Raw genomic sequence first — 26,220 nt, forward strand, 5'->3', positions numbered from 1 at the left:
ACCGAGTACCGAACCCGTCATCACGCGCCGAACGCCGACAACGAGACCGGTTGGCTCTCCGCGAGAGAGGCACGGATCCGGTCGCGATCCCAGCCGAGCGGCGAGACGACGCTCTCGGCCGCCCGGATCAATAGGGTGGTGTAATACTCGACGTCGTAGTCCGGGCCCGAGCCGGTCTCGAGTTCGCCGTCGAGTTCGAGTCGCAATCGGACGCGCTCGCTCGTCCGACTCGCACCGTCGTCGACCACGACGTACTCGACCGACTGGCCCGGCTGGCGGGGCACGCCGACCGCCTCGTGGCGCTCCAGTGCGGCTACGGTGTGGGTCGCCTGCGTGTACGCCTCGAGCGACTTCGAGACACGCTTCGTCGCAACGAGATCGGCCGGTTCTACGGCGCCGCGCTCGAGCATGGAGACGTGGCGTCGGAGTCGATCACAGACGGCCGCTGGCTCGCGCTCACCGTCTATGACGTCCACGTACTCATGCTGGCAGTCGGCCACGAACGCCGGCGTCGAGCGCTGGCGAAGCTCGATCCCGCGGAACTTGTACTCGCCGGACGCGCGCTTGCCGAAGTAGCGGGTGAGAGCGCCCGGCGCCGTGGACGGCCCCCGCTCGGTCCCAGAGCCGCTCACCGTCCGCCCGCCCGTTCCGCGCGTCTCGCCACCACCGACCGAGTCGCGCAGCGGCACGAAACACACCCACTCGTAGGTCCCGTCGTGTTCGAGCGGGATGCCGACGTCGTCACTCACGTCGGCGATCACGTCCGCGAGCGGTTCCGGATCGTCGACGGCCGGCGTCACCCAGAGGCTGTCGACGATGCCGTGGACGATTCGCCAGCCGCCGGTCTCCAGGCGCTGTTTGGCCGAGAGGGCGATCTCTCGCGCGTACGCGTTGATCGCCTCGTGGCACTCGATGCGGCCGAACTTGGCGTTGCGATAGCCCTGATAGCCGAAACACGAGACGAGGACCCACTTGATCGCGCCCGACTGGCCGCGCAGCCGTCGACGCTCGCCCGCATCGAGGTCGTCTTCGGCTAGCCGTCGCTTGATCCCGGCGCGGTCTGTCAGCAGGTCTGCCAGTACGTCGGGGAGAAACCCTCGGTCCTGGCAGACGTGGGAGGCGAGTCCGGGAACCTCGTCACGCGGTTGCCGGTCGCCGTCCGGCCCGCAGCACGCACAGTCGACGGTGTCCGGACTCACGTTTCGCTCGCAGATGATCCGGGGATACAGCGACGCGAAGTCGATCTCGTGGACGTTCTCGTGGAGGCCCACCTCCGGGGCGAAGGTAAAGCCCCCACGGTCGGCCGCGTGCAGCGTCCGGACGTCTTTGAACGCTTCGGGCTCCCACTTGTTCCAGGGGGCGGGGACGTCTCGTGCCCGTGCCAGTCGAATCTGTCGCGAGGTGAGGAGCGTCCCGATACTCCCCCACGCCGCCTCCTGGAGTGGTCGACCGCTCGCTTCGACCATGTACAGCAGTCCCGAGAGCCCCGACTGATGCCAGAGAAAGCTGTTCGACTCGTCGACGATCGCCCGGCCGGGAACGCGGTATCGAGCCGGCGAGTGGCCGACCTGCCCGTAACTGGCGTACGTGTTCTCGCCCGCGATACGCGTCCAGCCCGGCAGCCGGCCCAGTTGGAAGTCGGCGATCCCTTCCTCGGCCGCCGTCTCGCAGAGCAGCGGGACCAGTTCGGCGTGACTCAGCACGAGCACGTCGGGATCCACCTGCGCCAGCCGATCCGATAGCGCCCGGAGGACCGCAACTGGCCCCCCATCGAGGCGCTCGGACTCGATCGACCCGTCGTCGGCCGTCCCACGTCCGACTCGCAGGGACGAGACGTCGCCGGCTGCGAGCGCTCGCTCGTCGACGGCGATGTGGAATCGCCGAAGCGCCCGGCCGGGGGCCGACGACGCTGGCGACTCGCCCCGATCCAGACAGTACCGGAATCCCGGGGCGAGATCCACGTCGAACAGGCGGAACGTCCCGGGAGCGAACTGTGGCTCACAATCGCGCCGTCCCCGGTCCCGGCTGGCGGTCGACCGACCGCCGTGCTCGCCCGATCGATCCGATACCGGTCCCTCGTACCGGTGGACGAGTTCCCGTGCGAGCGTCCGAACCTCGCCCATTCGGTCGAGCGAGACCGAAAGCATCGGGTCAGTCGCCGACCCTCGTTTCGTATCGCGTAATGTGGTATATTTCTCGACGAGCCGGGCGCTCGATACCTTCGGATCGGTCGCGAGATCGTCCCGAACGGTCGCCAACGCGTCCGGCGGTCCGTGGAGATACGTGGTCGGCTCGTACGACTCGTCGACGACTGCCTCCGCGCCGGTTTCGGTCAGGTACCAGGCACGGACCTCGTCGCCCTCGCACTCGATGGTGAACGGCCCCGTCTCTCTCGTCACTCCGCACCCACCCCCGTATCGGCATCGTGGGTACAGTCACAGGCCGTTCCCGTGTCCGCTCCCATCGACGTCTCCTTCGTCTCGGAGGTGCCTGATTGGTGCGACCGTTCGAGCTCGTCGAGTCGGTCGTTGAGGCGGCGAATCTCGGCTTCGTGAGCGAGCAAGAGTGAGAGGACGAGTGCACGTTCGGGATCCGGCGGGTTCGCGTAGCCCGCTGCATCGGCGTACCCGCGCGCCCGATCGAACAGCCGGTCGAAGTCGTGCTGGTACTCGCGACGGAGCGCGCGTCGCATCGGTTTCCACTCCGCCTCGAGTTGTGCGAGGGCGTCGCGATAGGTCGGGTTGGTTCGTCCCATCAGGCCTCACCACCGTCGATGGCTGGCGTCGAGCGCGTCAGTGGACCGCTCGCTCGATCCGTCGTCGGTGGTTCCCACTCCCGGGTGAGGTCGGGTGCGAGCAGTCCTCGGTCGTGGGCTGCGATCGCGGGATCGAGCGCGTCGGTGGTCCCGTAGCGGTCCGCCCAGTAGGGGATCGTCGTCTGCCAGCCGTGGCGGTCCCAGTAGCCGACCGATTCGACGCCGTCACCGTCCAGGCGCGTGCCCACGCGCGTGGTGACGGATTCGAGTGTGTGATCGGCGTACTCGTCGAGTCGCGGCGAAACAGTGTCACCGGTGGTCGTCACGAGCACCGGGACGTCGAGCGAGTGGCCGAGTTCCCGGAGCGTCGAGAGCGATGCCGCGAGCAATCGCTCTCGTTCCCACTCGTCGAGATCGTCGTCGTGGTACAGCGAGTCGACGTTCGGCGCCACGAGCATCGACGAACGCGCCGAGGCCTGGCGTGCCAGCGCCTGGACCAGTGAGTGGTGCTGATACGCGGTGAACGCTCTGGCGATGCGGAGCGGGGCCAGCGTCGTCGCGCTCGGCGCCTGGTCGTACAGGACGTGCGTACTCGCGGTGTTTCTCGCGTCGACCCAGTGGATCGGACCCGATTCGTCGACCAGTCTGGTACAGACGAGCTCGGGGACGACCGTCGACCGCGGCGACGTCACCCGGAGCACCGTCAGGCCGGTGTCGAACTCGACGTGATGCATACCGGCACGTCACTGGCCCGGGAGTTAAGGGTCGGAATACCGTTTCCGGAATTTCCGATACCGGCGTTCCTCATCGTGTTATCGGCGCGTATCGGACTCCGTGGGTGTCCGCCCGGTCGTGGTGGTGTCGGTGTACCAGGCGACGTCGGTGGCCGCTGCCTCGCGGACGCACGCGAGGTACGGTTCGAGCCGGTCGCCGCGATCGGCGAGCGTCACCGCGTCCGTTTCGCGGTCGTACGTGACGAGTCCAGTATCGGCAAGTGTCGGAAGGATGGCGTGGCGGAGTCGTTTTTGGGCGTGTCTGTTGGTGGGTGCGTCGGCGTCGCCCTGTTCCCCCGCGGTGAGCTCGTCGGCGAGTTCGCCGACCGGGACGGTTCCCCCACGATCGTACAGCGTCGTCAGCAGCCGTCGCCCACCGTCGCTCGCGAGCAGTGCGAAGACGTGCGCCGGTGAGTGACCGCTCTCGTCCCGCACCACTGGCTCGTCGCCCTCGCCAGATGCGCCCATACCCGTCAGTCACTCCCTGCCACGAAAACACTCCGGCGTGCACGTCCCACCACCTTTAGTCAGTCGTCCGGCCGGCGTCGCTCGGCGTGTCCATTCGATCGTTCGATAGTGCTCGTTCGCTCGCCCGATATCGCCCGGTTGTGCCGTAGATCGGATGGCTCGTCCGATAGTGGGTGCGGTGTACCGCCGCGGCTCCTTAGGGCGTGTCTACGACGGTCGACTCGACGATCCGGTACGTCCGTCCGCGGTTCTCTCCGGTGGCCTCGACGAGGTCGTAGTGGGCCATCTTCGTGAGGTAGTTGCGGACGGTCCGGCGCGTCTTCGGCTCGTCGGCGCGGTCCTCGTAGGCTTCGTAGAGGTCGCTGGGTTCGATCTCGCCGTGTTCGTCGATCACGTCGTAGAGCGTCCGCTGGTGGGTGGGGAGGTTCTCGATGGTCTTCTGGCGGATCGCGTTCCGGGCGTCCGGAATGGCATCTTCGAGCAGCGAGTCGGTGAGGCGATCGTCGCCGCGTCCCTGGGCACGCGTCGCGGCCGATCGAAGGATCCCGATCGCGACCCGGGCGTCGCCCGCCGCCGCGTCGGCGATCCGGCGGAGCTGCTCGTCGGTCACACTCTCGGGTTCGAGCCCCTGTCGGACCCGTTCTGCGAGGATGGCGACGAGCTCGTCCACGCCGTAGCGGTCCAGCGTGACGCGTGTGCCAGCTCGAAACCGCGACCGAACCCGGTCGTCGAAGCGAGCGAACAGCTCTTCTTCGCGATTGGCGACGAGGACGACCGAGACGTGCGGTAACCGGTGGACGTCGTAGAGCACCTCGCTCTCTTCTAGCTGGTCGACCTCGTCGAGAATGACCACGATCGGCGCCTCGTCGGCCGATCGGAGTCGACCGTACAACTCGTCCTGGGCGGTCGAGCGGTGGACGTCGTACGCCTGATCGACCGCTTCGAGGAGGCTGTAGAGGACGCGAAACCGGGTGTACTCCTGCCAGCAGTTGACGTACGCGACGCGAATGGAGGGCCGTCGCTCGGCCAGTTGATCCAGGGTGTACCGGGCGATGCACGTCTTCCCGACGCCCGTGGGACCGAAGAGGAACGCGGGATCGGCCCGTCCGCCGGAGAGCAGCGGTTCGACGGCCTCGGAGAGGCGTGAGATCTCCTCGTGCCGGTGAACCACTTCGCTCGGGACGAACGCTTCGGTCAGGACACGGTCGTCGACGATCACGGTCGTCTGTACCCGTTGGAGAATCTTAAGCGACGGTGACCGTCTTCCAATTTTCCGATTCCGCCGCCGAACGGGAAACGATTACGCCTGGAGCCGGCCCCCTCGCGACTACTTTATATGGTATATTGCATAGTGCGATACGAAATTTTGGTGACGGAGCGTCCCTCGAACGGTCGCAGTATCGGCCGAAATAGCTGTGTATCGGGCCTGAATGTGGAATTTGCACGTATGGTTTATATGGTTTAATTGATTGTCGGAGAGAACTAGCCGGGACGATATCGGAGTCCGCCGGTGGATTGGCCGATGTGCCGGTCGAACGCGGAGTGAGATCAGTGACCGCTCCCAGCTCGTTCCACGTACACCAGTTCGTCGGCCCGTTCTAACATCCGGACGCCCCAGGTGACCGTCACGGGGACGAGCGCGGTCGTGAAGATAGCGATGAAGACCAGAATCGAGAACAGCTCGGTGTCGATGACGCCGGCCGACAGCGCGACCGAGGCGATGATGATCTCGACGGTGCCGCGGCCGTTCATGCCGAAACCGATGACGAGGCCCTCACGCGACGTCAGCGAGGTGGGCAGGGCGAACAGCCACGAGCCGAGGATCTTGCCGAGGAAGGCGATCGCGACGAGGACGACCAGGATGCCGAACGAGTCGGCGAAGACGTCGAACGTGATGTCGAACCCGACGGTGACGAAGAACACGGGGGCGAACACGCCCATCGCGAGGGTGTAGATCACCGTGTGGATGTGCTCGTGCAGGCCCGGTTCGACGTCTGACTGGCGGAGGAACATCCCGGCGACGAAGCCGCCGATGATCATGTGCAACTCGGCGAGCGTCGCGAGCTGGGCGAACAGGAGCGAGACCAGCAGGGCGAACGTCAATCCGGTCGTCTGATCGACGAAGCCGTATCGCTCGCGTAACGTCTCGATGAGCGCCCACGCCCGCGGCAGGAAGAGGTAGCCGAGCAGGAGTGTGACGACGAAGAAGCCGAGTGCCTTCCCGAGGATCGTCACGACCTCGACGGGGTCGAGCGTCCCGGCCGTGACGTAGCTGTCGACGCCGGCGAAGACGACCAGCACGCCGACGTCGGAGGCGAGCGCGCCGCCGAGGAGGACGTTCGCGATTCGGGTGTCGAGCAGGTCGAGATCGGCGAGGATGCGCGATTTCGTCGCTAGCGAGGTCGCCGCCATCGCGAGCCCGAGAAAGAGCGCCGCGCCGGTCGACACGCCCAGCCAGACGCCGGCTCCGTACCCGAGTCCGAAGGGGACGACGAACGCGCCGAAGGCGATCAGCAGCGACGGCGGGCCGAGTTTGAACAGCTCCCGGAGGTCGACCTCCATGCCGACGTAGACCATCAGGAGGAAGATACCGAACTCCGCGAACACGGAGAGCAGGGTCGACGGTTCGAGCAGGCCCAGCAGCGGCGGGCCGAAGGCGATGCCGGCGAACAGCTCGCCCATCATCGTCGGGTAGCCGAACCGCTCGGCGACCGCCCCGAAGACCCACGCGACGGTGAGGACCAGCAGAAGACTGAGAATGTCGATGCTGACGGTTTCGACCATTGTCGAGGACCTCGATCGTTCGTCTGGGGACTGTCCACCCGTACGCTCTGACCAGAACCGTCCGAACCCGGTGACCGTCCGAACCCGTGCCGTGTCGCCGTCGATTCACTCGTATCGCGTCGGTACCCGAGCGAGTACGTTCCGGCGGCTGGTCTTCCTGTACCCGTCGTATGCCGGTGCCGACTGTGGACCCTCGAACACGGTGTCGAAGCGAAAGACGGAGGGCTGACTAATTGGATAGTTAGTTCATGCAGAACCGCGTCGATCGCGCTCGGTCGAGCTGGGTCGCGACGGCGGGACACTCGACGGTGCGACTCGAAACGGTAGGGTTCGCTACGGGGAACGTCCGGGTTGGTGTGTGGTCCGTGGCGCCGACCGCGATCGAACCACGTACATGCGTTCGGCCCCCAGCTGGGGCCGAGACCGATGACCGATCGATCGCGCCTCGCGCTCGTCGTCTGGAGCGTCCTCGTCTCGCAGGTGTTCCTCTACCCGGGGCTCTCGGAGACGGTCGTCGCGCTGGGCGGCGGCGACGACATCCTCGCCGGCACGTGGTTCCTCGTCGCGGAGTTCGGTGCGTTCGTCGGCTGTGCCGTGCTGTGGGGGGTGGCGAGCGACGCGCTCGGTCGGCGGACGCCGCTGGTCGTGCTCGGCGCCGTCGGCGGCGCGGCGAGCTACCTCGCGGTCGCGCTGTCACCGACGCTGGGCCTTGGGTTCGGTGTCGTGCTGGCGCTTCGTGTCGTCGGCGGGGCGTTCACGATCGGCGCCTTCTCGCTGGCGATCACCATGCTGATGGATCTCTCGGGCGGCCACGGCCGTAACATGGGTGCGGCGGGGACGGCGATCGGCCTCGGAGCGGCGCTCGGCTCGGTCGTCGGCGGGCAGTTCGCGACGATCGATCCACTGGCCCCACTGTACGCCGGCGCCGCGCTGCTCGCCGGCGCTGCAGCCCTCGCGGCGACCGTCCCCGACCGTGGACCCGGGGACGGCCTCCCCGTCGGGACCCTCGTCGCGCGCGTTCGCGACCGACCGACCCTCCTCGTCCCCTACGCGTTCGGCTACGTCGACCGGTTGACGGCCGGGTTCTTCGCACTGACTGGCGTCGCGTACTTCCGGGACGCGTTCGGCATCGACGCGGGGCAGGCGGGACTGACGCTGGCGCTCTTCTTCGTCCCGTTCGCCGTCTTGCAGTACCCGGTCGGCTCGCTCTCGGATCGTGTCGGCCGATTCCTCCCGGTCGTCGTCGGCTCGATGCTCTACGGTGTGGCGATCATTGCGGTCGGGCTCGCCCCGACCTACCTCCTCGCTGCCGGGCTGATGGTCGTCGTCGGGATCTGCGGCGCACTCGTCTCGCCGACGACGATGGCGCTGGTCACCGACATCGTCCCGTCGTCGGGCCGCGGTGCGGCGATGGGTGGGTTCAACGTCTTCGGCAGTCTCGGGATGTTCTCTGGCTTCCTCGTCGGAGGACTCGTCACGGACGCGTACGGCTACCTGGCGGCGTTCCTCGTCGCGGGTGGGCTCGAAATCGCGATCGCCACCATCGCGTCGGGAGCCGTCAGACGAATCACGTGGGAGTCGGCGACGGCGACGGGAAGCTAGCGGACTCGCGAACGTCCGCCCCACGTGACCGGTGTGAAAGGCTTATTGCTTACTATCCGGTTAGTTCTCGTATGGGCCACTCGATCTCGCAGAAACGGCCGTGGCTCGCCGCGGTGCTCGCGACGCTCGTGACCGGGCTCGGCCACCTGTACCTCAGGCGGTGGCGGCGTGCACTCGGCTGGCTGCTCGTCGTCTTCGTGACCGGTGCGCTGTTCGTCCCGCCGGAAGCGATGGAGGCGCTCGTCAACGAGGGTGCGATCGACCCTGTCGCCCTCGCCCCGTCGCTCCTCGTCGGTGCGTTCAGCGTCGTCGACGCCTATCTCGTCGCCCGCGCCCTGAACAGACGAAACCAGGCGGCTGCGGCGGCGATGGACGAAGCCGAGTCGGCGGTCAGTACCTGCCCGAATTGCGGGAAGGAACTCGACCCGGACCTCGACTTCTGTCAGTGGTGTACGACGTCGATCGACGACGCCGAACGGTGATGCCCACGCCGAACGGTACACATGTCGAACGGTGACACACACCAAGCGGTGACGCACACGTCGGCGTGTTCGCGCGGGAAAATTGTCCTCTCTATCGTCCCAGTTCTATCGCCCGGTCGATCACGCCGGTCGGTGATCGAGCGTCCCCGCGAGGTACTCGGCGGCGGCCCTCCTCGCGGTCGCTAACGCCGTCTCCTCGTCGAGCACGACCGCCCGGGTGCGCGCCCCGTCGACGATCGTCATGAGCGCCCGGGCGACGTGTTCGGCGTCCGCGTCGGCGAAGACGTCCGCGTCGATCCCCTGGTCGATCACGGTCTCGAGCAGGTACCGCACGTAGGCGTCGTTCTGTCGAAATCGCTCGCTGAACGGTTCGTTGTACGGTGCCTGACTTCGCATCTCGAGCATCGCGACCAGGAGATCGCTGTGGTCGCCCGCGCTCACCAGTAACTGATCGAGCAGTAACTCCAGGCGCTCCTCAGGGTCGGTCGTCTCGACCTCGTGGACGGCGTCCTTGAATCGCCCGAGAACGAAGTCGAGAAACGCGGCGAGCAGGTCGTCTTTCGTGTCGTAGTGGTAGTGGATCGCCGCCGTGGACTTGCCGTACTCCGCGGCGATCCGTTTCATCGTGAGATCCGCGTACCCGTGTGCAGAAAGCGCGCGATAGGTCGCACGCATAATCGCCTCGTCAGGGTCCGCGCTCGATCGATCCGGATCGTCGACCATCGAATACAGCATACACGGTCGGAGGGATAACGGTTTTGTACGCCAGTTATCGCCGTTCTCCCGATCGTGAGGGGCCTGTCGGGTTTCGGGCCCGGCTGGGATTCGCCGTCGGAATCGGTCGTCGGTCCGGCTGGCCACCCGGCTCGGCGACACACGCGGCCGCGTTCCCAAGGTTTTTGACTAACTGGTTAGTAAGCACTGCTACTCAATGGACGACTCGGGACGGACGATCCTCGACGCGGCCTATCGCGCTCTCTGCGAACGCGGTGACGCGGATCTGCCGATACAGCGTATCGCGGGCGGGGTCGACGCGTCTCTCGTCGGTGAGGACGCCGCAGAGGTGTGCGCCTGATGGGGCTCCGGGAGTCCGTCGACTCGCTGTTCAGAGGGCCCGAGGGAATGGACCTCACATCGGGTGGCATCGGCTGGCCGCTCTTTTACCTCTCGTTGCCGATCATCGTCCAGAACCTCTTTCAGGTGCTGTACAACCTGGCCGACACCTTCTGGCTCGGCCGTCACAGCACCGAGGCGCTGTCGGCAATCACGTTCGCGTTTCCGATCGTCTTCCTGATGATCTCGCTCGCGCTGGGCGTCTCGGTCGCGGGGAGCGTCCTCGTCGCCCAGCACGTTGGGGCCGGCAACGAGGGGCGCGCCGCGTACGCCGCCTCGCAGACGATGGCCTACGCGGCTGTCATCTCCATCGTGCTGGGGGTCCTGGGCTACGCCTTCGTCGACGACGTCACCGCGCTCATGGGCGTGAACGCCTCCGTCGAACCGCTCGTCGTGGAGTACATGCGCGTCTACGCGATCGGCCTGTTCGCGGTCTTCGGCTTCGCCGTCTTCATGGCGCTCATGCGCGGCTACGGCGACACCGTGACGCCGATGTACGTCATGGCCGGCTCCGTGGTACTCAACATCGTCTTCGACCCGATCCTCATCTTCGGTTTCGAGGCGAACCCGCTGTTCGGGGCGTTCGGACTCGACGGCCTCGAAGCCGCGGCGCTTGCCGCGACGGGCTTTACCGGCTGGGGGATCGGCGGCGCCGCCATCGCGACGGTCGGCTCCCGGGCGCTCGCACTCGTCGTCGGGCTCGTGATCATGTTCCGCGGGAATCACGGCGTGCAGATCCGCCTCTCGGAGATGCTGCCCGACCGCTCGTTCGGGCGGACCATCGTCGAGATCGGCCTGCCAGCCTCCGTCGAGGGGGCGGCTCGGTCGCTCTCGATCACGCTCTTGCTGGTCGTCGTGGCGACCTTCCCGAACGCCGTCAGCGGGGCGTACGGCATCGGAACGCGAGTGTTCTCGGTGATCTTCCTGCCGGCGCTCGCCGTCTCGCAGGGGATCGAGACGATGACCGGCCAGAACATCGGCGCCGACGCGGTGGAACGCGCCGCCGAGACGAACCATTTCGGCGCACGCGCCATGCTCGTGCTCCTCACGGTGGGCGGCGGCCTCATCATGCTCGCTGCGGGACCGATCGCCAGCATCTTCTCACCCGATCCCGCGGTGGTCGACCACTCCACGACCTTCCTCCGCGTGACCGGGCTCACCTTCGGCTTCATCGGCGTCATGCGCGCCTACACCGGTGGGTTCCGCGGTGCCGGGCACACGATGGTCGCGGCCGTCATCTCGCTCGTGACGCTCGGCTTCGTCCGCCTTCCGGTCGCCTGGATCGCGTCGGGCCCGCTCGGTGTAATGGGCCTGTGGATCGCGTTCCCGATCTCGAATATCGTCGGCGGCGTCGTCGCGTACTGCTGGTTCAAACGCGGGACCTGGCGCGACGGTACCCTGACGCAGAGCGGCCCGACGCCCGACGTGCCGGCACCCGACGCCCAACCGACAGACGACGACTGACGATGATGCACCTCACCGACCACACGGACCGACGCGCAGCGATCGACCAGTCAATCGAACATGCACTCCCGTCCGACCCGACCGGCTGTCTGGCGCCTGCCGACGCGCAGATGGACGCGTTCGAGGACCGGTGGTACGGCCGGCTCGTCTTCGTATCAGCCGCGGCGGGACAGGCCGGTGACGCACCGGCAGGCGATGTACCCGACTCGACGACCGGGGCGGCGTTCGGTGACGAAACAGGGTCAACAGCCGGCGCCGCGGCTGCCATCGAGTTACTTCGTGGCTACTGTTCGCTCCGGTACGCGCTTCTGTGCGATGGCGACGATCGCTCCCTCGAGTCGGTGACGCCGGAACTCCTCTCGAGTGACTATCTCTTCGCCGCAGCGTTCGAGCGCCTGGGGGATTCCGTGACCAGCGACGACGATACCGCCCGGCTCGAGTCGTGCTTCGAGACCCTCGCCGGGACCGCCGAGCGGAGTATCGAGGCGATGGCCACCGACGTACGCCGGTCGCCATCTCCCGACGCCTACGCGGATGTGATCGGGGAGACGGCGGGAGCACTCGGCTGGTGGGCGGCACGAACCGGGGCGGTGCTGGCTGGTTCCTCCACCGGTCACCGCCAGACGATCGCGTCGATCGGTCGTCTGGCGAGTGTCCACCGGCAACTTCGCCACGTCCTCGATCCGTCGACCGTTCCCGGGCCCGTGACGCCGTTTCCTGGCGTCGAGTGCGACGGTTCGGCGCCCGGAGACGCCGATCTCCGTCGCCTGGCGGGAAAGCGGCGTGACGAGGTGCTAACGGCGATCGAATCCTTGCCGGCGACCATCGACGCGACTGCACTGCGCTCACTCGTCCGGGCCGACTCTCGGAGATAGACGCTGATTTGTGATCGATCAACTGGGGTCCCGATCCGGAGTCAAGCGACGTGAGTATCGTCCGTCCTCCAGAATTGGATAGTATCGCGGCTTCAGCCCATCTCGGTCGGTACTCTTGTCGAGGGCGGAATCCCAGCTTGGAAGTCGACGACCGCAGGAGTGTTGTCACGCCGGGGTCCTCGGCTGGCTGTCGACCGAACCGTCCGTTCGATGGGTCCAGATTGGCCCTCAAAGCAAGAGCGCGACGATGGCGAGGACGATGAACAGCAGGACGAAGATTCGAGCGATCTCCATCGAAATGCCGGCGACACCGCGGGCGCCGATCGCAGCGGCCACGAGCGCCAGCACGAAGAAGATGATTGCCCAGTACAGGAACCCGCCGTTGCCGAGCTGGAGTGAGATGGCGTCGACCATAGCCTGTGTCGCCACGGAGTCGTACTTAAGTGATGCACACTGTTCGGTTTACAAATTGGTCAGATGACACGAGTAGTGAGTGCGTACCTCTCGTATTCAGCGATCTGGTCGGCCCATCTCTGCCGTCCCCTTTCCCACAGTGTGTGTCAGTACGAGCGTGCTCGGGGCGTGCCGGCGGTAGCGTTATCAGCTCCTGTGTGGTATGATAGCACATGACTGTGTTCGCCGTCGTCAGTCCGTTCGATCGGCTGCGTCGAACGTACGAAGCCGACGCTCGATGTACGTCCTGCGGGAGTGAGGATGCGAGCGAGTGGACCGTGCGCGCCAGCGGTCGCTCGGTCCGGTACGAGCGCGAGTGTCGCAGCTGCGGCGCTCGTGAGCGTCGCGAAATTCGCCTCCCGGCGTAGCAAACCGCGTGGATGGTGACCGGCTGCGGTCGAGCAGAGCGATCCGGGACGATTGTGCGACGAGCACCCGCCCGGTGAGACGAAGCGGCTATACGCGTCGGGGCGCTTTGCCCGGCAATGAGTACTCCCACGCCCGAGGTCTACGAGCAGGGCAAGGGCATGGACGCCCACAACCAGGTGATGCGGGAGATCCGCTCGCGCAAGGAGGCGAGCTACGACCCCCACGAGCCGACGCGCGTCTGGCTGGACGAAGACAACACGCCCGACGGCGTCAAACGGAGTCTGACGATCATCCTCAACACGGGCGGCTGTCGCTGGGCCCGTGCCGGCGGCTGTACGATGTGTGGCTACGTCGCCGAGAGCGTCGACGGCGGCAGTGTCTCTCACGACGCGCTGATGGACCAGATCGACGTCTGCCTGGCACACGAGGACGACAATGCCGAGGCGCCCGCCGAACTCATCAAGATCTACACCTCCGGCTCCTTCTTAGACGAGCGCGAGGTTGGTGCCGAGACTCGCCGGGCCATCGCCGAGACGTTCGCCGACCGCGAGCGAATCGTCGTCGAATCGCTCCCCGATTTCGTCGACCGCGAGAAAATCGCTGATTTCACCCAGCACGGCATCGACACGGACGTCGCTATCGGCCTGGAGACGGCCACGGACCGTGTGCGCCACGACTGCGTGAACAAGTACTTCGACTTCGCCGACTTCGAGGCCGCCTGCGCGGAGGCAGCCGTGGCGAACGCCGATGCGGATGGCGATACCGAAGCCGGCATCAAGGCCTACCTCCTGATGAAGCCGCCGTTTCTCGCGGAATCGGAGGCCGTCGAGGACATGATCTCGTCGATCGAACGCTGTGCCGACGTCGAGGGCTGTCACACCGTCTCGATGAACCCGTGTAACGTCCAGCGCTACACGATGGTCGACGACCTCTACTTCAACGACGGCTACCGCCCGCCGTGGCTCTGGTCGGTCGCCCACGTTCTCGAAGAGACCGCCGACGTCGACGCCATCGTCGTTTCCGACCCCGTCGGCCACGGCTCAGATCGTGGGCCACACAACTGCACGGAGTGCGACGATCTCGTCCAGAAGGCGATCAAGGACTTCGACCTCCGGCAGGATCCCACCGTCTTCGAGCAGGTCTCCTGTGAGTGCGAGACGACCTGGGAGACGGTGATGGAACAGGAGACGAGTTACAACATGCCGCTGGTTCGGTGAAGATCTGTGATGATGTGAACTCTCTGTCTCTAATTTAGACTAGAATCATATATGTAAAAATTATGCTAAAACGAATATCGCCAGTAGCCATAGGATGGCGGCAGTGCTTGAAAGATACTTCGCTAACAGTTCTCGCTCAGCCGGGAGCAATGATGCAAGCCCTAAAACAACCAACGGAGGAATGGAGAGGAGGCTAATAAGTTCGTTTTTGTGGGTGTAGAGTGCCCCATTAGACATGGCAAGAAAAAAACATATTAATGCCCAAAGAATGCTTATCGGTTGATAGTCCTCAGAATGCGCCATTTGTAGAGTTTCCTATACGGCCTTTATTTCAATATTTGTGAAATCCAGACCCCATACGCCTACAATATCCTTCATATCTACTTTGGCCTTTGATAGCCCTGTTGCACTAATTGCACATCCGCCCATAAGAATTAACCTATATGTGTAGTCACTATCTAAATTGCCAACTGTTATGGTCTCTGAATAGTTGTTTGTGTTACTATGGCTGAAGGTCCCGGAGTCATTAAAGTCATATAAGTCACCATAATCTATGATCCGAGAGTTTGGATCGTTTGTGCTTTGGTCTATCCGGTCAATTGCATAGCCAATCGAGTAACTCCCACCCGAGTTAGTTAGTGCTGCCAATAAGCTAACAGTTCCGACTCCCAAAGCAGCAATCGGAAGTATAAGTGGGGCTCCTTTCGGTTCATATTCCTCCCCATTAACGAACGTTGTGTTTTCGCTGATAGCCTCCCCTTCAACATTATTAGTGAGATCCGCATTTGAGAGGAGGGACCACCCTTCTGCCTCTACGTTTAGATCATAGTCAATGGTCAATTCCAATTCTTCTACGTCGTTGGAGATGTCGAAATAACACCAACCTGCTCCTGCGCGAAGAGTTTGTGAACGAATCACCTGCCCACCTGTATATAGGTCCATTGCTTGGCCTACTTCACCAACGACTGCTTTCGTGTTGCCGCCACCTTCACGCGCTACTGCGGTTCCGTGGAATTTCCAAGGGCTGATGGAGCGTCCTTCCTTTACTTTTCGAACCGTTGATCCGCCCGTTTCAACTCCACTTGGTAATTCAAATTCGGAGATCCCTTCACTACTCTGAGATTGTTCGGCTGCCACTCCTCTCATTAAACCTATGGCACCAACTGTTCCAGCCGATCCTCCGACCACGCTCTTCACAAATTTTCTTCTTTGCATGCTCAAGCAAATATTCGATAAATGGGTATATAATAATTTGCATTCTTGAATAGTTATAAATAATTTATATTCCAGGACGAGACCCATTAAAAATTCGGAATTAGTAAACCGAGGGCCGATATATGTTATTATTGAATTTCATATTCAAATATATTCTCACCCCTCTCCACCCTCGATTCTATTTGTGTATGTGTTTAATCACGACGGATGCTGATGCTTGAGACGCTCGCCGATCTTTCCCGGGACTGGCATCAGGCAATCCTTACACTTCCAGGTGGGATAGACGCCGCTATCCTCTTTCTTCAGGTCCTGCCGAAAGCGGAGTTCGGCACCACAGACACAGCGGTGAGTCGTCGATGCCATGACCGGGTTTCGACGTACGAGGGGATAATCGCCACGGCGAGCCGGACCCGATGAGACGAACGTCGTGGGCCACCGGTCGCAACGACACACTGGATGCGGCGAACCACCGTTCCCGACGACACCTGCGCACGATCTGGTATCGGACGCAGAAAGTATTTATCCGTGACACGAATTTGTCGAGTGATGCCCTCCCGACGTCGCGTTCTCGGAACCGTGGCGGCCGGTCTCTGCGCCACGCTCGCGGGCTGTATCGACGCGACCGGCGTCCTGCAGATGGACGAGGCCACGACGGACGAACTCCTCGACCCGGCGACGGTCGAGGTCGGTCGGACCGGTGAGGAGCGCGACATCGTCGTCGACGTTCTCGACACGGGTTCGGCGACCGTCTCCGGTGAGCGACCACCGCTCGGGGTCGATCAGCCGGTTACCTACGACGGAGCCGTCTACGAGCTGGCTCGTACCGAGACGGGCGACCGAACTCGCACCGACTACCGAGTCGTTCTCGAGACCGATCCCGGGGCGGCCGACACTGCCGACCGCCAGTTCGACACGCTCCCGGGCGTAGACGCCGAGCGGCTCGAACCACTGCTCGCCGAGCGCACGTCGGGCGACGATGCCGTCGGCGCCGACCTGTCCTACACTGAATCGGAGCGGGCGGAATCCGCCATCGTCCCCGACCCGGACTTCGACGTCCTCGCGGTCGACGGCGACCGATTCGGCGTCGCGGTCGAGCCGATCGAGACGACGGTGACGACCTACGAGTACACGCTGGTCGACGAACTGGGGAGCGAGGGACGCTACGCCGACGAGCTGGCGGCCGACCATCGATTCGACCTCGCCGGCCTCTCCGACGCTGAACGCGACGTCGTCGAGGAGGCCATCGACGAGGGCGGTTACTACGCCGACTCGACCGACGACGAAGCGTTCGAAGGCGTCGCGCGAACGTTCTTCGATCACGACCCCTTCGCGAGCGACGACGATCGGGCCTACTGGATCGCGACCTACGAGGGGACGACGTACGTCGCGATGGTGGACCCGATCCGGTGGCGCGACCTCCGGCGCGACGTGCCGGCCGCCGAGTAAGTGCGTGACGGATCGACCGGCGACCGGGTGCGTGACGACCGACCACCGACCGGGTGCGCAACGGGTCGACCGCCAATTGATTTCCCCGGCCTGACCTGGCTCGAACGACCCGCCTTCGGCACGGACCATCAGAGATAAATACGCGTCTGTAGCACCACTCAAACAGATGATTCCGATCGACGACTCCCCGATCGTCCGCGACGGAAAGGTACTGATTCTCGCGATGGACCACGGCCTGGAGCACGGCCCCGTCGACTTCGAGGACGTCCCGGAGAAGTTAGACCCCTCGACGGTCTTCGAGACGGCGACCCACGACGCCGTCACCGCGATGGCCGTCCAGAAGGGCATCGCCGAGGGCTACTACCCCAGCTACGAGGACGACGTCAACCTCCTGCTGAAGATCAACGGGACCTCCAACCTCTGGATGGGCGAACCCGACTCGGCGGTCAACTGCTCGGTCGACTACGCCGCGGAACTCGGCGCCGACGCGCTCGGCTTCACTGTCTACGGCGGCTCGAACAACGAGATCGAGATGGTCGAGGAGTTCCGCGACGTGCAAGAGGCCGGACGGGAACACGATCTCCCGACCGTCATGTGGTCGTACCCGCGCGGGCAGGGACTCAAGAACGACACCAAGCCGTCGACGATCTCGTACGCGACCCGTCTGGCGCTCGAACTCGGTGCCGACGTCGCGAAGGTCAAGTACCCCGGTAGCAAGGAGGCGATGGCCCACGCCGTCGACTGTGCCGGCGACATGAAGGTCGTCATGTCCGGCGGCTCGAAGACCTCCGACTACGAGTTCCTCTCGACCGTCGAGGCCGTCATGGACGCCGGCGCGAAAGGCCTGGCCGTCGGCCGCAACGTCTGGCAGCGTGAGGACCCGACCCACCTGCTCGACGCCCTCGAGAAGGTCATCTACGAGGGCGAGACCGCCGACGCCGCGCTCGACGAATGAGCGAGCGCGACGGCGACGGAGCGGACGCCGAACGAGACCGCGCCGCGACGGTCGATGCGATCGTCGACGTCGTCGCGGATTCGGCCGAGGACATCCGCAGCGGACTCGTCGGCCGCCGCGGGAAGGCCGGCCGTGAGAACCCGAGCGGTGAGGTGCAGGCCGAGGCCGACGTCTACGCCGACGACCTGCTCGAAGAACGCCTGTCGGCGATCGATGGCGTCGCCGAGTACGCGAGTGAAGAGCGCGCCGACGTGATCGACTGCGGCGGGTCGGCCGCCGACCCCGACGCTGTCGCCGTCGCCGTCGACCCGCTCGACGGCTCGTCGAACCTCGAACCGAACAACACGATGGGGACGGTCTTCGCCGTCTACGACGAGCCGCTTCCCGCGCCCGGAACGTCGATCGTCGTCTCGGGCTGGGTGCTGTACGGCCCGATCACGACGATGGCACTCGCTCGCGACGGCACCGTCACGAAGTACGAACTCTCGGGCGACGAACCGACCGTCGTCGAGGAGGACGTCACCATTCCCGACGATCCGCTCGTCTACGGCTTCGGCGGTCGCGTCCCCGACTGGCCCGACGACTTCGCGGACTTCGCCCGGGCGGTCGAATCCGATCCCTCGCACAAACTCCGCTACGGCGGCGCGATGATCGGCGACGTCAACCAGGTCCTGACCTACGGCGGCATCTTCGCCTACCCGGCGCTCGACGGCAGTCCCCGCGGTAAACTTCGCCTCCAGTTCGAGGGCAACCCGATCGGCCACCTCGTCGAGACGGCCGGCGGCCGATCGTCGGACGGCTCCCGGTCACTGCTCTCTGTCGAGCCGAACGAGCTGCACGATCGGGTCCCGCTCCACGTGGGCACCGCCGAGTTGATCGACCGTCTCGAGGCCACCCTCGAGTAGCCGGCCGGGACGCGCCGCTCGTTCTGCGATCCAGCATCGTCTCGCGGTGACCGTCAGAATCGTCTCGTAGTGACCGCCAGAATCGTCTCGTGGTGACCGCCGGAATTGGCTCGCCGTGACGGTTAGAATCACTCACTATGGCCGTCGGGCCGTCTCGACGGCGATGGCAGGTGACGCCGATACCGGACTCAGCAAACCGGCGACCCTGTACCGGATCCGGTGTGGGCCGACGGTACCGGCTCGCCTCACTCCGTCACGACGACGTAGCGTCTCCCCCACAACTGATACCAGCGTCGTCGTGGTACGACGTCACCGATGCATCAGCCCACGCTCCCGGCGCGGTCGATCGACGCCTACGCCGCCGTAACCGATCGGGAGCGACTCGATCGGCTTCGGTCGCTGGCTGGGGCGCTGTCGGACGTTCGGGTCCTCCACGTCAACTCGACGGCGGTCGGCGGCGGCGTCGCCGAACTGCTCCGGTCGATCGTCCCGGTGAGTAACGACCTCGGTGTCGACGCTGACTGGTTGGTCATGGACGCCGACGACGAGTTCTTCGAGGTGACCAAGGCGATGCACAACGGGCTCCAGGGAGCCGACACCTCGTTGACCGAGGAGATGAAGGCGACGTACCGTGCGGTGAACGAGCGGAACGCGGCCGAAATCGAAGGCGAGTACGACCTCGTCGTGATTCACGACCCGCAGCCGCTCGGATCGATCGATCGACTCCGTGAACGGCTGCCGGATGCGCCGATCGTCTGGCGGTGTCACATCGACCTGACCGATCCGGCGCCCGCGCATCTCGCGTTCGTCTCCGACTACGTCGCGCGGGTCGACCACGCGATCTTCAGTCGGTCGGCGTACGGGGCGCCGATCGAGATGCCGGCGGCGAGCGTCGTCTACCCCTCGATCGACCCGCTCGCGGCGAAGAACCGCGCTCTCGACGACGATACCGTCGCTGCGGCGTGCGACCGACTCGACCCCCTCTCTTTCGACGCGCCGGTCGTGACCCAGGTGTCGCGCTTCGATCCGTGGAAGGACCAGTTCGGCACCCTGGAGATCTTCCGTCGTGCCCGAGAGCAGGTTCCGTCCCTCCAGCTCGCGCTGGTCGGCAGCATGGCGGGCGACGACCCGGAAGGGCTCGCGATCTACGAGCGCGTCGCCAGGGAGGCCGTCGCCGAGCCGGACGTATACGTCCTGACCGACCTCCCGGACGCGACGGTGAACGTCTTGCAGCGTCGATCCGACGTCGTCGTCCAGAAGTCCATCCGCGAGGGCTTCGGACTGGTGGTCTCGGAGGCGCTCTGGAAGCGCACCCCGGTTGTCGGCTCGAACGTCGGCGGTATTCCCCTCCAGATCGAGGACGGACACACCGGGTACCTCGTCGAACCCGACGACGTCGCCCGCGCCGGGGACCACGTCGTCGAGCTGCTGCAGGACGAGGAACGCCTGGCGTCGTTCGGGACGAACGCACGCGAACGCGTTCGTGAGCGGTTCCTCTTGCCTCGACAGCTCGCCGACCAACTCGCGATATACGTCGAGGTGCTGGATCGCGACGAGTCCGTGTCCTGACGGAGTAGGTAACCGTCTCGACGGGGAGCCGAACGGTCCGATCCATATCGAGCCCCCTGCACCATTATCCGGTGAGGCGGTGAGTACCAACGCATGGCCCGGTTCATCGAGCGAGTCCTGCTCCCGACCGACGGCAGCGATGGGGCGCTCTCCGGGGCGAGACGCGGGATCGCGCTCGCCTCGCAGACCGCCGCGTCCGTGTCCGTCCTCTCCGTCGTCGACGCGCCCGTGGTGGGCGACGACGCCGCGATCGCGTCGCTCGAGTCGCGGGCGGAGGAAGCGGTCGAGACGGTCGCGAACATGGCGAGAGACTACGACGACGGGATCGACGTCACCACCGCGGTCGAACGAGGGACACCGTTCCAGGCGGTCAGGGAGTATGCCCACCGACACGAAATCGACGTCATCGCGATGGGCACGAAGGGTCGGACGGGACTCGACAGATTCTTGCTGGGCAGCGTCACCGAGAACGTCCTCCGAACGGCCAGGGTGCCCGTGCTCGCTGTCCCGCCGGACGCCGACGAACCCGGGATCGCGGACGTGGCGTTCGATCGACTGCTCCTGCCGACCGACGGCAGTGAGGGGGCCGAGATCGCCGCCGAGTGGGGGGTCGCCCTCGCCGATCACCTCGGGTCCGACGTGCACTCGCTGTACGCGGTCGATCCGGCCCCTCCGCACCACGAACCGGACGCGGTGATCGAGGCACTGGAACGGCGGGCGGAGGCGGCGATCGAAGCGACGAGCGAGCGGGCCGACGCCGTCGACGTGGCGGTGACCGAATCGATCGAGACGGGATCACCCGCGAACGCGATCCTCGCGTACGCGAGCGACCACGAGGTCGACCTGATCGTCATGGGGACACACGGACGGACGGGCGTCGGCCAGTGGTTTCTCGGCAGCGTCACCGAGAACGTCGTGAGAGGGGCCGACGTCCCGGTACTTTGCGTCCCGGTCACTGCCCCGTCGCCATAGCCGATCGAATCGGGTCGGTCGCCTCGTCACGCTCCCGCGCCCTCGCCCGGAATCTGCGTGTACGCTCCGACCATCGCGTCGACGACCTCGAGGTCGCCGAGCGACGCCCCTTCGTCGACGATCGACCGCCGGACAGTCGTCGCGGAGAGCGTCGCGTCCGGGAAGATCACCGCCCGTTCGACGTCGGCGTCGACGAGGGTCGCGTTCGGCATGACGTGAACGCCGCGGCCGACCGACGAGTGCTCGACGGACGCCGAGTCGGCAATCAGTGATCCCCCGTCGAGATACCAGTCGACGGCGTCGAGGTAACTCGCCCGCGTACCGACGTCGAACCAGTGTCCCGCGAACGAGTACGCGTACGTCGGTTCGCGAGTGTGGAGCCACTCGACGAACCAGCCGGGCTCGTCCGGATCGTTCCCGCCGTCGAGGTAGGTCCGAAGCGACGGCAGCGTCTCCCGGGGAAAGGCGTAGCACCCGATCGAAACGAGCGTCCCCGGGGGCTCGTCGGGTTTCTCCACGAACTCGATCACGCGTTCGTCGTCGACCGCGAGGACGCCGTAGTCGGTGGCCCGATCCGTCGAGCCGACGTCGTAGGCGGCGACGGTCGGCGCTCGCCGCCGATCGAAGTACTCGATGAAGTCGTCGATCGCGAAGTCGAAGACGTTGTCCGCGGCGACAACGAGCACGTCGTCGTCGATCGATTCGCGCTCGACGAGGGGCGCGAGGCCGCCGACGACGCCGTGCTTCTCGGCTTCCGCTCGCGTCGACTCGATCGACAGGCGGGGTTTGTCGTAGGCCGCCTCGGCCAGGTGCGCCTCGAAGTCGCCGGCGAATCGCTCGTTCGTACTGACGTACACCGTCTCGATCCGATTGCTCCGTTCGAGTTCGGCGTAGAGCCGGTCGATGACGGTTGTCTCCCCGAGCGGCAGGAACATCTTCGGCCGATGTTTCGTGATCGGCCACAGTCGGGACGCGTAGCCGCCGGCGAGCACGATCGCGTTCATCGACTCGTCCTCCGCGGTGACCACCGTCGGCCGGTCACGCACGTCGTCTTGACCGGTCCGAACTGCTCGTTGGTGCTGTCGGGGAACATGGCTAACTCGGCTGGGTCGACTCCCACGACGCCAGTGGTAAACCTTACACCGTGTCGACTCGTCTCGGGGTAGCGCGATCGACGCACGCCAGTACCACGATGACGGATCGATGCACACCAGTTCCCTGGTGAGTGCTGACGCACACCATTAACCTACTGGGGCGTGGAGGTGTCCGCGAGATGGCCGACGCTCGCGCCCAGCTGGACGCCGACATCGATGCGCTCGAGGGCTTGCCGGTGTTCGTGGCGTACAACGCCAACGTCGACGCGATCGTTCGCGTCGGCGAGGCACTGGCGTCGTTCTTGCCGCGCCCGGCCGACCCGGGAACCGAGGCCCCTCCGACCCCACTCGCGTCGACGCGCGATCTCGCGACCGCGATCACGCACACGATGGCGACGGGCGTGGGAGACGAGGTCGCCATGACAGATCCCCTCGCCGCGACGCTCGAAGCCGAGTTGTCCCCCGATTCGCAGCAGATGGGTGGACAGACCGGGATCATGACGAATCTCCTCACCGCGCTGGGTGCGGCACCAGTCGCGTACACCTACCTGCTCTCGGAGCGACAGCTGTCTCAGTTCGACCACCCCGGGGCAGTCCGGTATCCACGCGTCGAGGACGGCCGCGTCCGCCTGATTCCGTTGGCCGAGGCCGTCGACGCGGACCGGACGAAGATCAACTGGGTGTTCGAGTTCGGGGCCGGCGACGAACTCTTCGGGGTGCGTGCGACCGAGGACACGCGCTTCATCGCCGCCTCGCGACCGCCGGAGTTCGATCTCGTGACGGGCGATCTGGACGCCGAGATCGATCAGGTCGGTGCCGCCGTCGAGGGGGCGCTGCTTGCCGGGTACCACAACCTGACGCCCGACCACGTCGAGAGCGGCTACGACGAGGCACTTCGTCACGCCCGGGACGTCGTTCGCCGCCTCCGCGCCGGTGGCGACGTCGACGTCCACGTCGAGTACGCAGTGACCCACGACGACGCGCTCAGGGCGGGCATCTACGAGCGGATCCTTCCCGAGGCGGACGTCGTCGGCGTCGACGCCCACGAACTGTCGATGCTCGCCGACGACGCCGGACTCGACGTGGTCGAGGACCGTCCGAGCGAGGAGCCACCGTTCGAGGCGACCGAGATCGTCGCCCACTACCGCATGTGTTCGGCCCTGCTCGACGAACTCGACGTCGCCTGCCTGCGGCTCCACGCGATGCAGTACCACCTCGCCGTGATTGACGACTATCTGTCGCCCGACGCCGTCCGCCGGGGACTCGCGTTCGCCGCGGTCAACGCGGCGAGCAAAGCGGCACGAGGCCACATCGATTCGTCCAGTGATCTCGAGACCGGGCTCACCTACGAGCGATCGGCAGTGGGCCGCGAGGCGATCGACCGACTCGCCGCGCACGTCGGCGAACCGACCGACGACGGTGCGCTCTGCTCGCCGACCGTCGTCGCGTGTCCGAACCGCGTCGTCGCGGACCCGGCCGGCACGGTCGGCATCGGTGACATCGTCTCGTCGTCGAGCTTCGCGCTGGAGCAGGCCGTCGCCAGCGAGCGCGACGACGCGTGACGTACCTGTCCGTCGACTCCCTCTGTTCCTCGATTCGATCAGCGGACCACGGTCACCGGAACGGTCGCCCGCTCGACGACCGCCTTCGCGACGCTGCCGAGCATGGCCTCGGCGCGACGTGACCGTCCCTGGTGGCCGACGAAGATGGCGTCGAACCCCTGTTGGTCGGCGAAGTCGGTGATCGCCACGTCGGGATCGCCGTAGAGGAGTTCCCCCTCGGCGTCGACCCCGTCTATCGTTTCGAGCGCCGACTCGAGGACGGCCTGTCCGCGGGTCTCCGTGTCCGCGATGTTCTCGACGATCAGTCGCTGGTCGGCGTCGGAGCGCGACGAGATCGGTTCGCTGCCGCCAACGTCGTAGACGGCCGGATCGACCGCGTGGACGACGGTGAGTGAGGCGTCCATCGCTGCGGTAATCTCGGCGGCGTACGACAGGGCACGGTCGGCGGGGTCGGAGTCGTCGATTGCCACGAGGGACCTCATAGCACACGATACACCACCTGTGCCGATAAAGCGCTACCCGCCCTCGAAATCCGGGTCGATCAGCTGTCGGCGGGTCCGGGGCCACTCCCCGTCGCCGCTCCGAAGCTCGCGAAGGCGATGGCCCCGCCGATCACCGCGACGTAGAACGCCCAGCGGGGCCAGCCGGTCGAGACGAAAAGCAGCGTGAGCCCGACCACCCAGCCGGTCACCGTCAGTGCGAGCCACGCGAGTCGCCACAAGGCGGCACCGACTTGTTGGAGTGACAGGGTGTCGTACATTGTCTCAGAAGTGATAGCCGTGGGCGCTGGTGAGTGCGTGGGCCGCGATTCCCCAGCAGTGGTTCTGTCCCGGCCACCAGGTTCGGGCGCTGTTGACCGAGGCGACGAGCGCCCCGTCGACACCGGCCGGATCCGGATCGACGGTGACGGAGCCGCTGTCGCCATTTCCGAGGGTGGATTCGTTCCCCCAGGTCACCTGTCCCAGTCGGCAGCCGTCGGCCGTCACACAGGTGGCGGCGTCGATGCCGTGAATCGGGCCCATCGTGTAGCCGGTCGAGCCGCCGACTTTCGCGAGGGAGACACCACGGGCGACGCGATCCGCCAGCCCCCAGCGCGTGAGTTGACCGCGGATCGTCAGCTGGCCTCGATTCCCCAGCACGCTTCCCGGCGTGTGGCCGTTCGCGGGTGTCCCGATCGCGACGTCGCTGTCTGCGAGCGCCGCCGACGCGTGGCCGACGGTCTCCGTCTCCGGGGGCCCGTCGATCGGCACCGAGATCGCCGTCCCGTGAAATCGATCCTGGTCTCGAAAGGCGTGGAGCGCTGTCCCGAAGGTCGGGTGTCCGTCCGCATCGTACAGCGCTGGCGTAAGCGTCGCCGCGTGGCCCCCGGTCTGGCAGCGGACGCCGCCGGGAACCGGATCTATCGACCAGCCGAGCGCGAGGTGGTCCTCGCGTTCGACGTTGGCGTCTCGAATGTCGTCGATCACCTCCGTCCGCGTGACTCGCACGCCGATTCCCTCGAAGAGCCCGTGCCACTCGATGTCGAGCGTCGACACCAGCTCACCGATCGTCCGCGGAATCGCGCCGAGTTCATCGGGGCTGGCGTGGATCGAGATCCGGGCGGTTCCGTCCTCGTAGGGACCGGGGACGACGGCACTGTTCAGGTAACCGGGGAGGCGCGTCGCGAGCAGCCGTTCGTGGAGGTCGAAGGCGGCCTCGACTCGCGCTCGCCAGTCGGCGGGCACCGTCCGGGTCCGGGACTGGATCGCCGACGGGTCGATCCCGCCGTCTCCGGGGCCCGGGTGGACGAGAGCGGTCTCGACCGAGACGGTTCCCTCTGGCGGATCGAGGACTCGGTCCACGCCGAGGACTCGCGTCAGGCCGAGCGCACCGGCGACGCTCCCCACGGACGCGAGGACCGAGCGCCGGGAGGCGAACCGACCTGCGGCGCGTGCCGTCGACTCACTCGACGGATCGCCGTCGCGATCGGTCGCGGTAGTCGGTTCGTCGGGTGGCTCTCGGTCGGTCATCGGTCCCAACCCGGGTTATCGGGTCGGCGGAGAAAGGATGGCCGACTCGGTGGCAGTTGTGCTTGCGAGGTGCGGGCCACTGGGCTGCAGCGCGGGTGGTGAAATCCCTCCAGCCGTGACCAGCACGAATGGAAAACG

The 26,220-nt window shown here is 65.7% G+C and carries 27 protein-coding genes; 14 read left to right on the forward strand and 13 right to left on the reverse strand.

Annotated features, from left to right (window positions below; genetic code table 11):
- Positions 1-20: 20 nt before the first annotated feature.
- From HALRU_RS03335 to HALRU_RS03360, 6 genes are all read right to left on the reverse strand, one after another.
- Positions 21-2,399: a DNA polymerase domain-containing protein gene (locus tag HALRU_RS03335; protein WP_015299996.1), complete on the reverse strand. Its 2,379-nt coding sequence runs from the start codon at positions 2,397-2,399 to the stop codon at positions 21-23.
- Complete coding sequence (locus tag HALRU_RS03340; RefSeq protein ID WP_015299997.1) at positions 2,396-2,755, reverse strand: hypothetical protein; 360 nt, start codon at positions 2,753-2,755, stop codon at positions 2,396-2,398. Before HALRU_RS03340 ends, HALRU_RS03335 begins: the two co-directional genes overlap by 4 nt.
- Positions 2,755-3,489 (reverse strand): hypothetical protein, encoded by a 735-nt coding sequence (locus HALRU_RS03345; RefSeq protein WP_015299998.1) that lies wholly within the window; start codon positions 3,487-3,489, stop codon positions 2,755-2,757. Before HALRU_RS03345 ends, HALRU_RS03340 begins: the two co-directional genes overlap by 1 nt.
- Positions 3,490-3,567: 78 nt before the next feature.
- Positions 3,568-3,996 carry a DUF7344 domain-containing protein gene (locus HALRU_RS03350; RefSeq protein WP_015299999.1) on the reverse strand — a complete coding sequence of 143 codons (429 nt, stop codon included), beginning with the start codon at positions 3,994-3,996 and terminating at the stop codon, positions 3,568-3,570.
- Positions 3,997-4,192: 196 nt separating this feature from the next.
- A complete protein-coding gene (locus HALRU_RS03355) occupies positions 4,193-5,215 on the reverse strand; it encodes a Cdc6/Cdc18 family protein (RefSeq protein ID WP_015300000.1) in 1,023 nt (340 codons plus the stop codon).
- A 329-nt stretch (positions 5,216-5,544) separates the two neighbouring features.
- Positions 5,545-6,780, reverse strand: coding sequence for a cation:proton antiporter (locus tag HALRU_RS03360; RefSeq protein WP_015300001.1), 1,236 nt, complete (start codon positions 6,778-6,780; stop codon positions 5,545-5,547).
- A 426-nt stretch (positions 6,781-7,206) separates the two neighbouring features.
- Here HALRU_RS03360 and HALRU_RS03365 point away from each other — a divergent pair, with 426 nt between their 5' ends.
- Together HALRU_RS03365 and HALRU_RS03370 are read left to right on the forward strand one after the other, a co-directional pair.
- Entirely contained in the window at positions 7,207-8,382 is a 1,176-nt protein-coding gene (locus tag HALRU_RS03365) for an MFS transporter (RefSeq protein WP_015300002.1), read from the forward strand.
- 71 nt (positions 8,383-8,453) lie between these two features.
- Complete coding sequence (locus HALRU_RS03370; RefSeq protein WP_015300003.1) at positions 8,454-8,864, forward strand: zinc ribbon domain-containing protein; 411 nt, start codon at positions 8,454-8,456, stop codon at positions 8,862-8,864.
- A gap of 120 nt (positions 8,865-8,984) precedes the next feature.
- Here HALRU_RS03370 and HALRU_RS03375 read toward each other — a convergent pair whose 3' ends face one another.
- Positions 8,985-9,587, reverse strand: a complete 603-nt coding sequence (locus HALRU_RS03375) for a TetR/AcrR family transcriptional regulator (protein WP_015300004.1) — start codon at positions 9,585-9,587, stop codon at positions 8,985-8,987.
- A gap of 208 nt (positions 9,588-9,795) precedes the next feature.
- Here HALRU_RS03375 and HALRU_RS15850 point away from each other — a divergent pair, with 208 nt between their 5' ends.
- From HALRU_RS15850 to HALRU_RS03390, 3 genes are read left to right on the forward strand one after another with little or no spacing between them, the layout of a single operon-like run.
- Positions 9,796-9,939 carry a hypothetical protein gene (locus HALRU_RS15850; protein ID WP_015300005.1) on the forward strand — a complete coding sequence of 48 codons (144 nt, stop codon included), beginning with the start codon at positions 9,796-9,798 and terminating at the stop codon, positions 9,937-9,939.
- The gene (locus HALRU_RS03385; RefSeq protein ID WP_015300006.1) at positions 9,939-11,441 is read left to right on the forward strand and encodes an MATE family efflux transporter; all 1,503 of its coding nucleotides are present in this window, start codon (positions 9,939-9,941) and stop codon (positions 11,439-11,441) included. Before HALRU_RS15850 ends, HALRU_RS03385 begins: the two co-directional genes overlap by 1 nt.
- Before the next feature lie 2 nt (positions 11,442-11,443).
- The gene (locus tag HALRU_RS03390; protein WP_015300007.1) at positions 11,444-12,316 is read left to right on the forward strand and encodes a hypothetical protein; all 873 of its coding nucleotides are present in this window, start codon (positions 11,444-11,446) and stop codon (positions 12,314-12,316) included.
- Positions 12,317-12,544: 228 nt separating this feature from the next.
- Here the strand turns inward: HALRU_RS03390 and HALRU_RS03395 are convergent, their stop codons facing one another.
- Complete coding sequence (locus tag HALRU_RS03395) at positions 12,545-12,730, reverse strand: DUF1328 domain-containing protein (RefSeq protein ID WP_015300008.1); 186 nt, start codon at positions 12,728-12,730, stop codon at positions 12,545-12,547.
- A 212-nt stretch (positions 12,731-12,942) separates the two neighbouring features.
- On the opposite strand from HALRU_RS03395, the gene HALRU_RS03400 reads away from it, so the two are divergent.
- Positions 12,943-13,137, forward strand: coding sequence for an HVO_0649 family zinc finger protein (locus tag HALRU_RS03400; RefSeq protein WP_015300009.1), 195 nt, complete (start codon positions 12,943-12,945; stop codon positions 13,135-13,137).
- Positions 13,138-13,254: 117 nt separating this feature from the next.
- The gene (locus HALRU_RS03405; RefSeq protein ID WP_015300010.1) at positions 13,255-14,355 is read left to right on the forward strand and encodes an archaeosine biosynthesis radical SAM protein RaSEA; all 1,101 of its coding nucleotides are present in this window, start codon (positions 13,255-13,257) and stop codon (positions 14,353-14,355) included.
- A gap of 315 nt (positions 14,356-14,670) precedes the next feature.
- Here HALRU_RS03405 and HALRU_RS03410 read toward each other — a convergent pair whose 3' ends face one another.
- Positions 14,671-15,657 carry a hypothetical protein gene (locus HALRU_RS03410; protein WP_148680416.1) on the reverse strand — a complete coding sequence of 329 codons (987 nt, stop codon included), beginning with the start codon at positions 15,655-15,657 and terminating at the stop codon, positions 14,671-14,673.
- A 126-nt stretch (positions 15,658-15,783) separates the two neighbouring features.
- Here HALRU_RS03410 and HALRU_RS15565 point away from each other — a divergent pair, with 126 nt between their 5' ends.
- From HALRU_RS15565 to HALRU_RS03435, 6 genes are all read left to right on the forward strand, one after another.
- Positions 15,784-15,987, forward strand: a complete 204-nt coding sequence (locus tag HALRU_RS15565) for a hypothetical protein (protein ID WP_171814976.1) — start codon at positions 15,784-15,786, stop codon at positions 15,985-15,987.
- 129 nt (positions 15,988-16,116) lie between these two features.
- Entirely contained in the window at positions 16,117-17,016 is a 900-nt protein-coding gene (locus HALRU_RS03415; protein WP_015300014.1) for a hypothetical protein, read from the forward strand.
- A 166-nt stretch (positions 17,017-17,182) separates the two neighbouring features.
- Positions 17,183-17,971: a class I fructose-bisphosphate aldolase gene (locus HALRU_RS03420; protein WP_015300015.1), complete on the forward strand. Its 789-nt coding sequence runs from the start codon at positions 17,183-17,185 to the stop codon at positions 17,969-17,971.
- Positions 17,968-18,876: a class 1 fructose-bisphosphatase gene (locus tag HALRU_RS03425; protein WP_015300016.1), complete on the forward strand. Its 909-nt coding sequence runs from the start codon at positions 17,968-17,970 to the stop codon at positions 18,874-18,876. The genes HALRU_RS03420 and HALRU_RS03425 overlap by 4 nt, the downstream gene beginning before the upstream one ends.
- Positions 18,877-19,191: 315 nt before the next feature.
- Positions 19,192-20,445 (forward strand): glycosyltransferase, encoded by a 1,254-nt coding sequence (locus tag HALRU_RS03430; RefSeq protein ID WP_015300017.1) that lies wholly within the window; start codon positions 19,192-19,194, stop codon positions 20,443-20,445.
- Between the two features lie 93 nt (positions 20,446-20,538).
- Positions 20,539-21,417: a universal stress protein gene (locus tag HALRU_RS03435; RefSeq protein ID WP_015300018.1), complete on the forward strand. Its 879-nt coding sequence runs from the start codon at positions 20,539-20,541 to the stop codon at positions 21,415-21,417.
- A 26-nt stretch (positions 21,418-21,443) separates the two neighbouring features.
- On the opposite strand, the gene HALRU_RS03440 is transcribed toward HALRU_RS03435, so the two are convergent.
- Positions 21,444-22,421, reverse strand: coding sequence for a sugar phosphate nucleotidyltransferase (locus tag HALRU_RS03440; protein ID WP_148680611.1), 978 nt, complete (start codon positions 22,419-22,421; stop codon positions 21,444-21,446).
- Between the two features lie 269 nt (positions 22,422-22,690).
- On the opposite strand from HALRU_RS03440, the gene HALRU_RS03445 reads away from it, so the two are divergent.
- Positions 22,691-24,073, forward strand: coding sequence for an ADP-dependent glucokinase/phosphofructokinase (locus HALRU_RS03445; protein ID WP_015300020.1), 1,383 nt, complete (start codon positions 22,691-22,693; stop codon positions 24,071-24,073).
- 38 nt (positions 24,074-24,111) lie between these two features.
- On the opposite strand, the gene HALRU_RS03450 is transcribed toward HALRU_RS03445, so the two are convergent.
- The 3 genes from HALRU_RS03450 to HALRU_RS03460 are packed head-to-tail and all read right to left on the reverse strand — an operon-like array spanning position 24,112 to position 26,082.
- Positions 24,112-24,555 carry a universal stress protein gene (locus HALRU_RS03450; RefSeq protein WP_015300021.1) on the reverse strand — a complete coding sequence of 148 codons (444 nt, stop codon included), beginning with the start codon at positions 24,553-24,555 and terminating at the stop codon, positions 24,112-24,114.
- Between the two features lie 59 nt (positions 24,556-24,614).
- Complete coding sequence (locus HALRU_RS03455; protein ID WP_015300022.1) at positions 24,615-24,833, reverse strand: hypothetical protein; 219 nt, start codon at positions 24,831-24,833, stop codon at positions 24,615-24,617.
- A 4-nt stretch (positions 24,834-24,837) separates the two neighbouring features.
- Positions 24,838-26,082: a hypothetical protein gene (locus tag HALRU_RS03460; protein WP_015300023.1), complete on the reverse strand. Its 1,245-nt coding sequence runs from the start codon at positions 26,080-26,082 to the stop codon at positions 24,838-24,840.
- Positions 26,083-26,220: the final 138 nt, after the last annotated feature.

It is taken from the genome of Halovivax ruber XH-70 (genome assembly GCF_000328525.1).
GTDB lineage: Archaea > Halobacteriota > Halobacteria > Halobacteriales > Natrialbaceae > Halovivax > Halovivax ruber.

What these genes read in the sequence shown, in the direction of transcription:
- HALRU_RS03345 (WP_015299998.1), bottom strand. Translation starts at nt 3,489, where the DNA reads ATGCATCACGTCGAGTTCGACACCGGCCTGACGGTGCTCCGGGTGACG.
- HALRU_RS03425 (WP_015300016.1), top strand. Translation starts at nt 17,968, where the DNA reads ATGAGCGAGCGCGACGGCGACGGAGCGGACGCCGAACGAGACCGCGCC.
- HALRU_RS03450 (WP_015300021.1), bottom strand. Translation starts at nt 24,555, where the DNA reads ATGAGGTCCCTCGTGGCAATCGACGACTCCGACCCCGCCGACCGTGCC.
- HALRU_RS03455 (WP_015300022.1), bottom strand. Translation starts at nt 24,833, where the DNA reads ATGTACGACACCCTGTCACTCCAACAAGTCGGTGCCGCCTTGTGGCGA.
- HALRU_RS03460 (WP_015300023.1), bottom strand. Translation starts at nt 26,082, where the DNA reads ATGACCGACCGAGAGCCACCCGACGAACCGACTACCGCGACCGATCGC.
- HALRU_RS03340 (WP_015299997.1), bottom strand. Translation starts at nt 2,755, where the DNA reads ATGGGACGAACCAACCCGACCTATCGCGACGCCCTCGCACAACTCGAG.
- HALRU_RS03430 (WP_015300017.1), top strand. Translation starts at nt 19,192, where the DNA reads ATGCATCAGCCCACGCTCCCGGCGCGGTCGATCGACGCCTACGCCGCC.
- HALRU_RS03370 (WP_015300003.1), top strand. Translation starts at nt 8,454, where the DNA reads ATGGGCCACTCGATCTCGCAGAAACGGCCGTGGCTCGCCGCGGTGCTC.
- HALRU_RS03350 (WP_015299999.1), bottom strand. Translation starts at nt 3,996, where the DNA reads ATGGGCGCATCTGGCGAGGGCGACGAGCCAGTGGTGCGGGACGAGAGC.
- HALRU_RS03410 (WP_148680416.1), bottom strand. Translation starts at nt 15,657, where the DNA reads ATGGGTCTCGTCCTGGAATATAAATTATTTATAACTATTCAAGAATGC.
- HALRU_RS03420 (WP_015300015.1), top strand. Translation starts at nt 17,183, where the DNA reads ATGATTCCGATCGACGACTCCCCGATCGTCCGCGACGGAAAGGTACTG.
- HALRU_RS03405 (WP_015300010.1), top strand. Translation starts at nt 13,255, where the DNA reads ATGAGTACTCCCACGCCCGAGGTCTACGAGCAGGGCAAGGGCATGGAC.
- HALRU_RS15565 (WP_171814976.1), top strand. Translation starts at nt 15,784, where the DNA reads ATGCTTGAGACGCTCGCCGATCTTTCCCGGGACTGGCATCAGGCAATC.
- HALRU_RS03445 (WP_015300020.1), top strand. Translation starts at nt 22,691, where the DNA reads ATGGCCGACGCTCGCGCCCAGCTGGACGCCGACATCGATGCGCTCGAG.
- HALRU_RS03390 (WP_015300007.1), top strand. Translation starts at nt 11,444, where the DNA reads ATGATGCACCTCACCGACCACACGGACCGACGCGCAGCGATCGACCAG.
- HALRU_RS03365 (WP_015300002.1), top strand. Translation starts at nt 7,207, where the DNA reads ATGACCGATCGATCGCGCCTCGCGCTCGTCGTCTGGAGCGTCCTCGTC.
- HALRU_RS03440 (WP_148680611.1), bottom strand. Translation starts at nt 22,421, where the DNA reads ATGAACGCGATCGTGCTCGCCGGCGGCTACGCGTCCCGACTGTGGCCG.
- HALRU_RS03360 (WP_015300001.1), bottom strand. Translation starts at nt 6,780, where the DNA reads ATGGTCGAAACCGTCAGCATCGACATTCTCAGTCTTCTGCTGGTCCTC.
- HALRU_RS15850 (WP_015300005.1), top strand. Translation starts at nt 9,796, where the DNA reads ATGGACGACTCGGGACGGACGATCCTCGACGCGGCCTATCGCGCTCTC.
- HALRU_RS03400 (WP_015300009.1), top strand. Translation starts at nt 12,943, where the DNA reads ATGACTGTGTTCGCCGTCGTCAGTCCGTTCGATCGGCTGCGTCGAACG.
- HALRU_RS03435 (WP_015300018.1), top strand. Translation starts at nt 20,539, where the DNA reads ATGGCCCGGTTCATCGAGCGAGTCCTGCTCCCGACCGACGGCAGCGAT.
- HALRU_RS03385 (WP_015300006.1), top strand. Translation starts at nt 9,939, where the DNA reads ATGGGGCTCCGGGAGTCCGTCGACTCGCTGTTCAGAGGGCCCGAGGGA.
- HALRU_RS03375 (WP_015300004.1), bottom strand. Translation starts at nt 9,587, where the DNA reads ATGGTCGACGATCCGGATCGATCGAGCGCGGACCCTGACGAGGCGATT.
- HALRU_RS03415 (WP_015300014.1), top strand. Translation starts at nt 16,117, where the DNA reads ATGCCCTCCCGACGTCGCGTTCTCGGAACCGTGGCGGCCGGTCTCTGC.
- HALRU_RS03395 (WP_015300008.1), bottom strand. Translation starts at nt 12,730, where the DNA reads ATGGTCGACGCCATCTCACTCCAGCTCGGCAACGGCGGGTTCCTGTAC.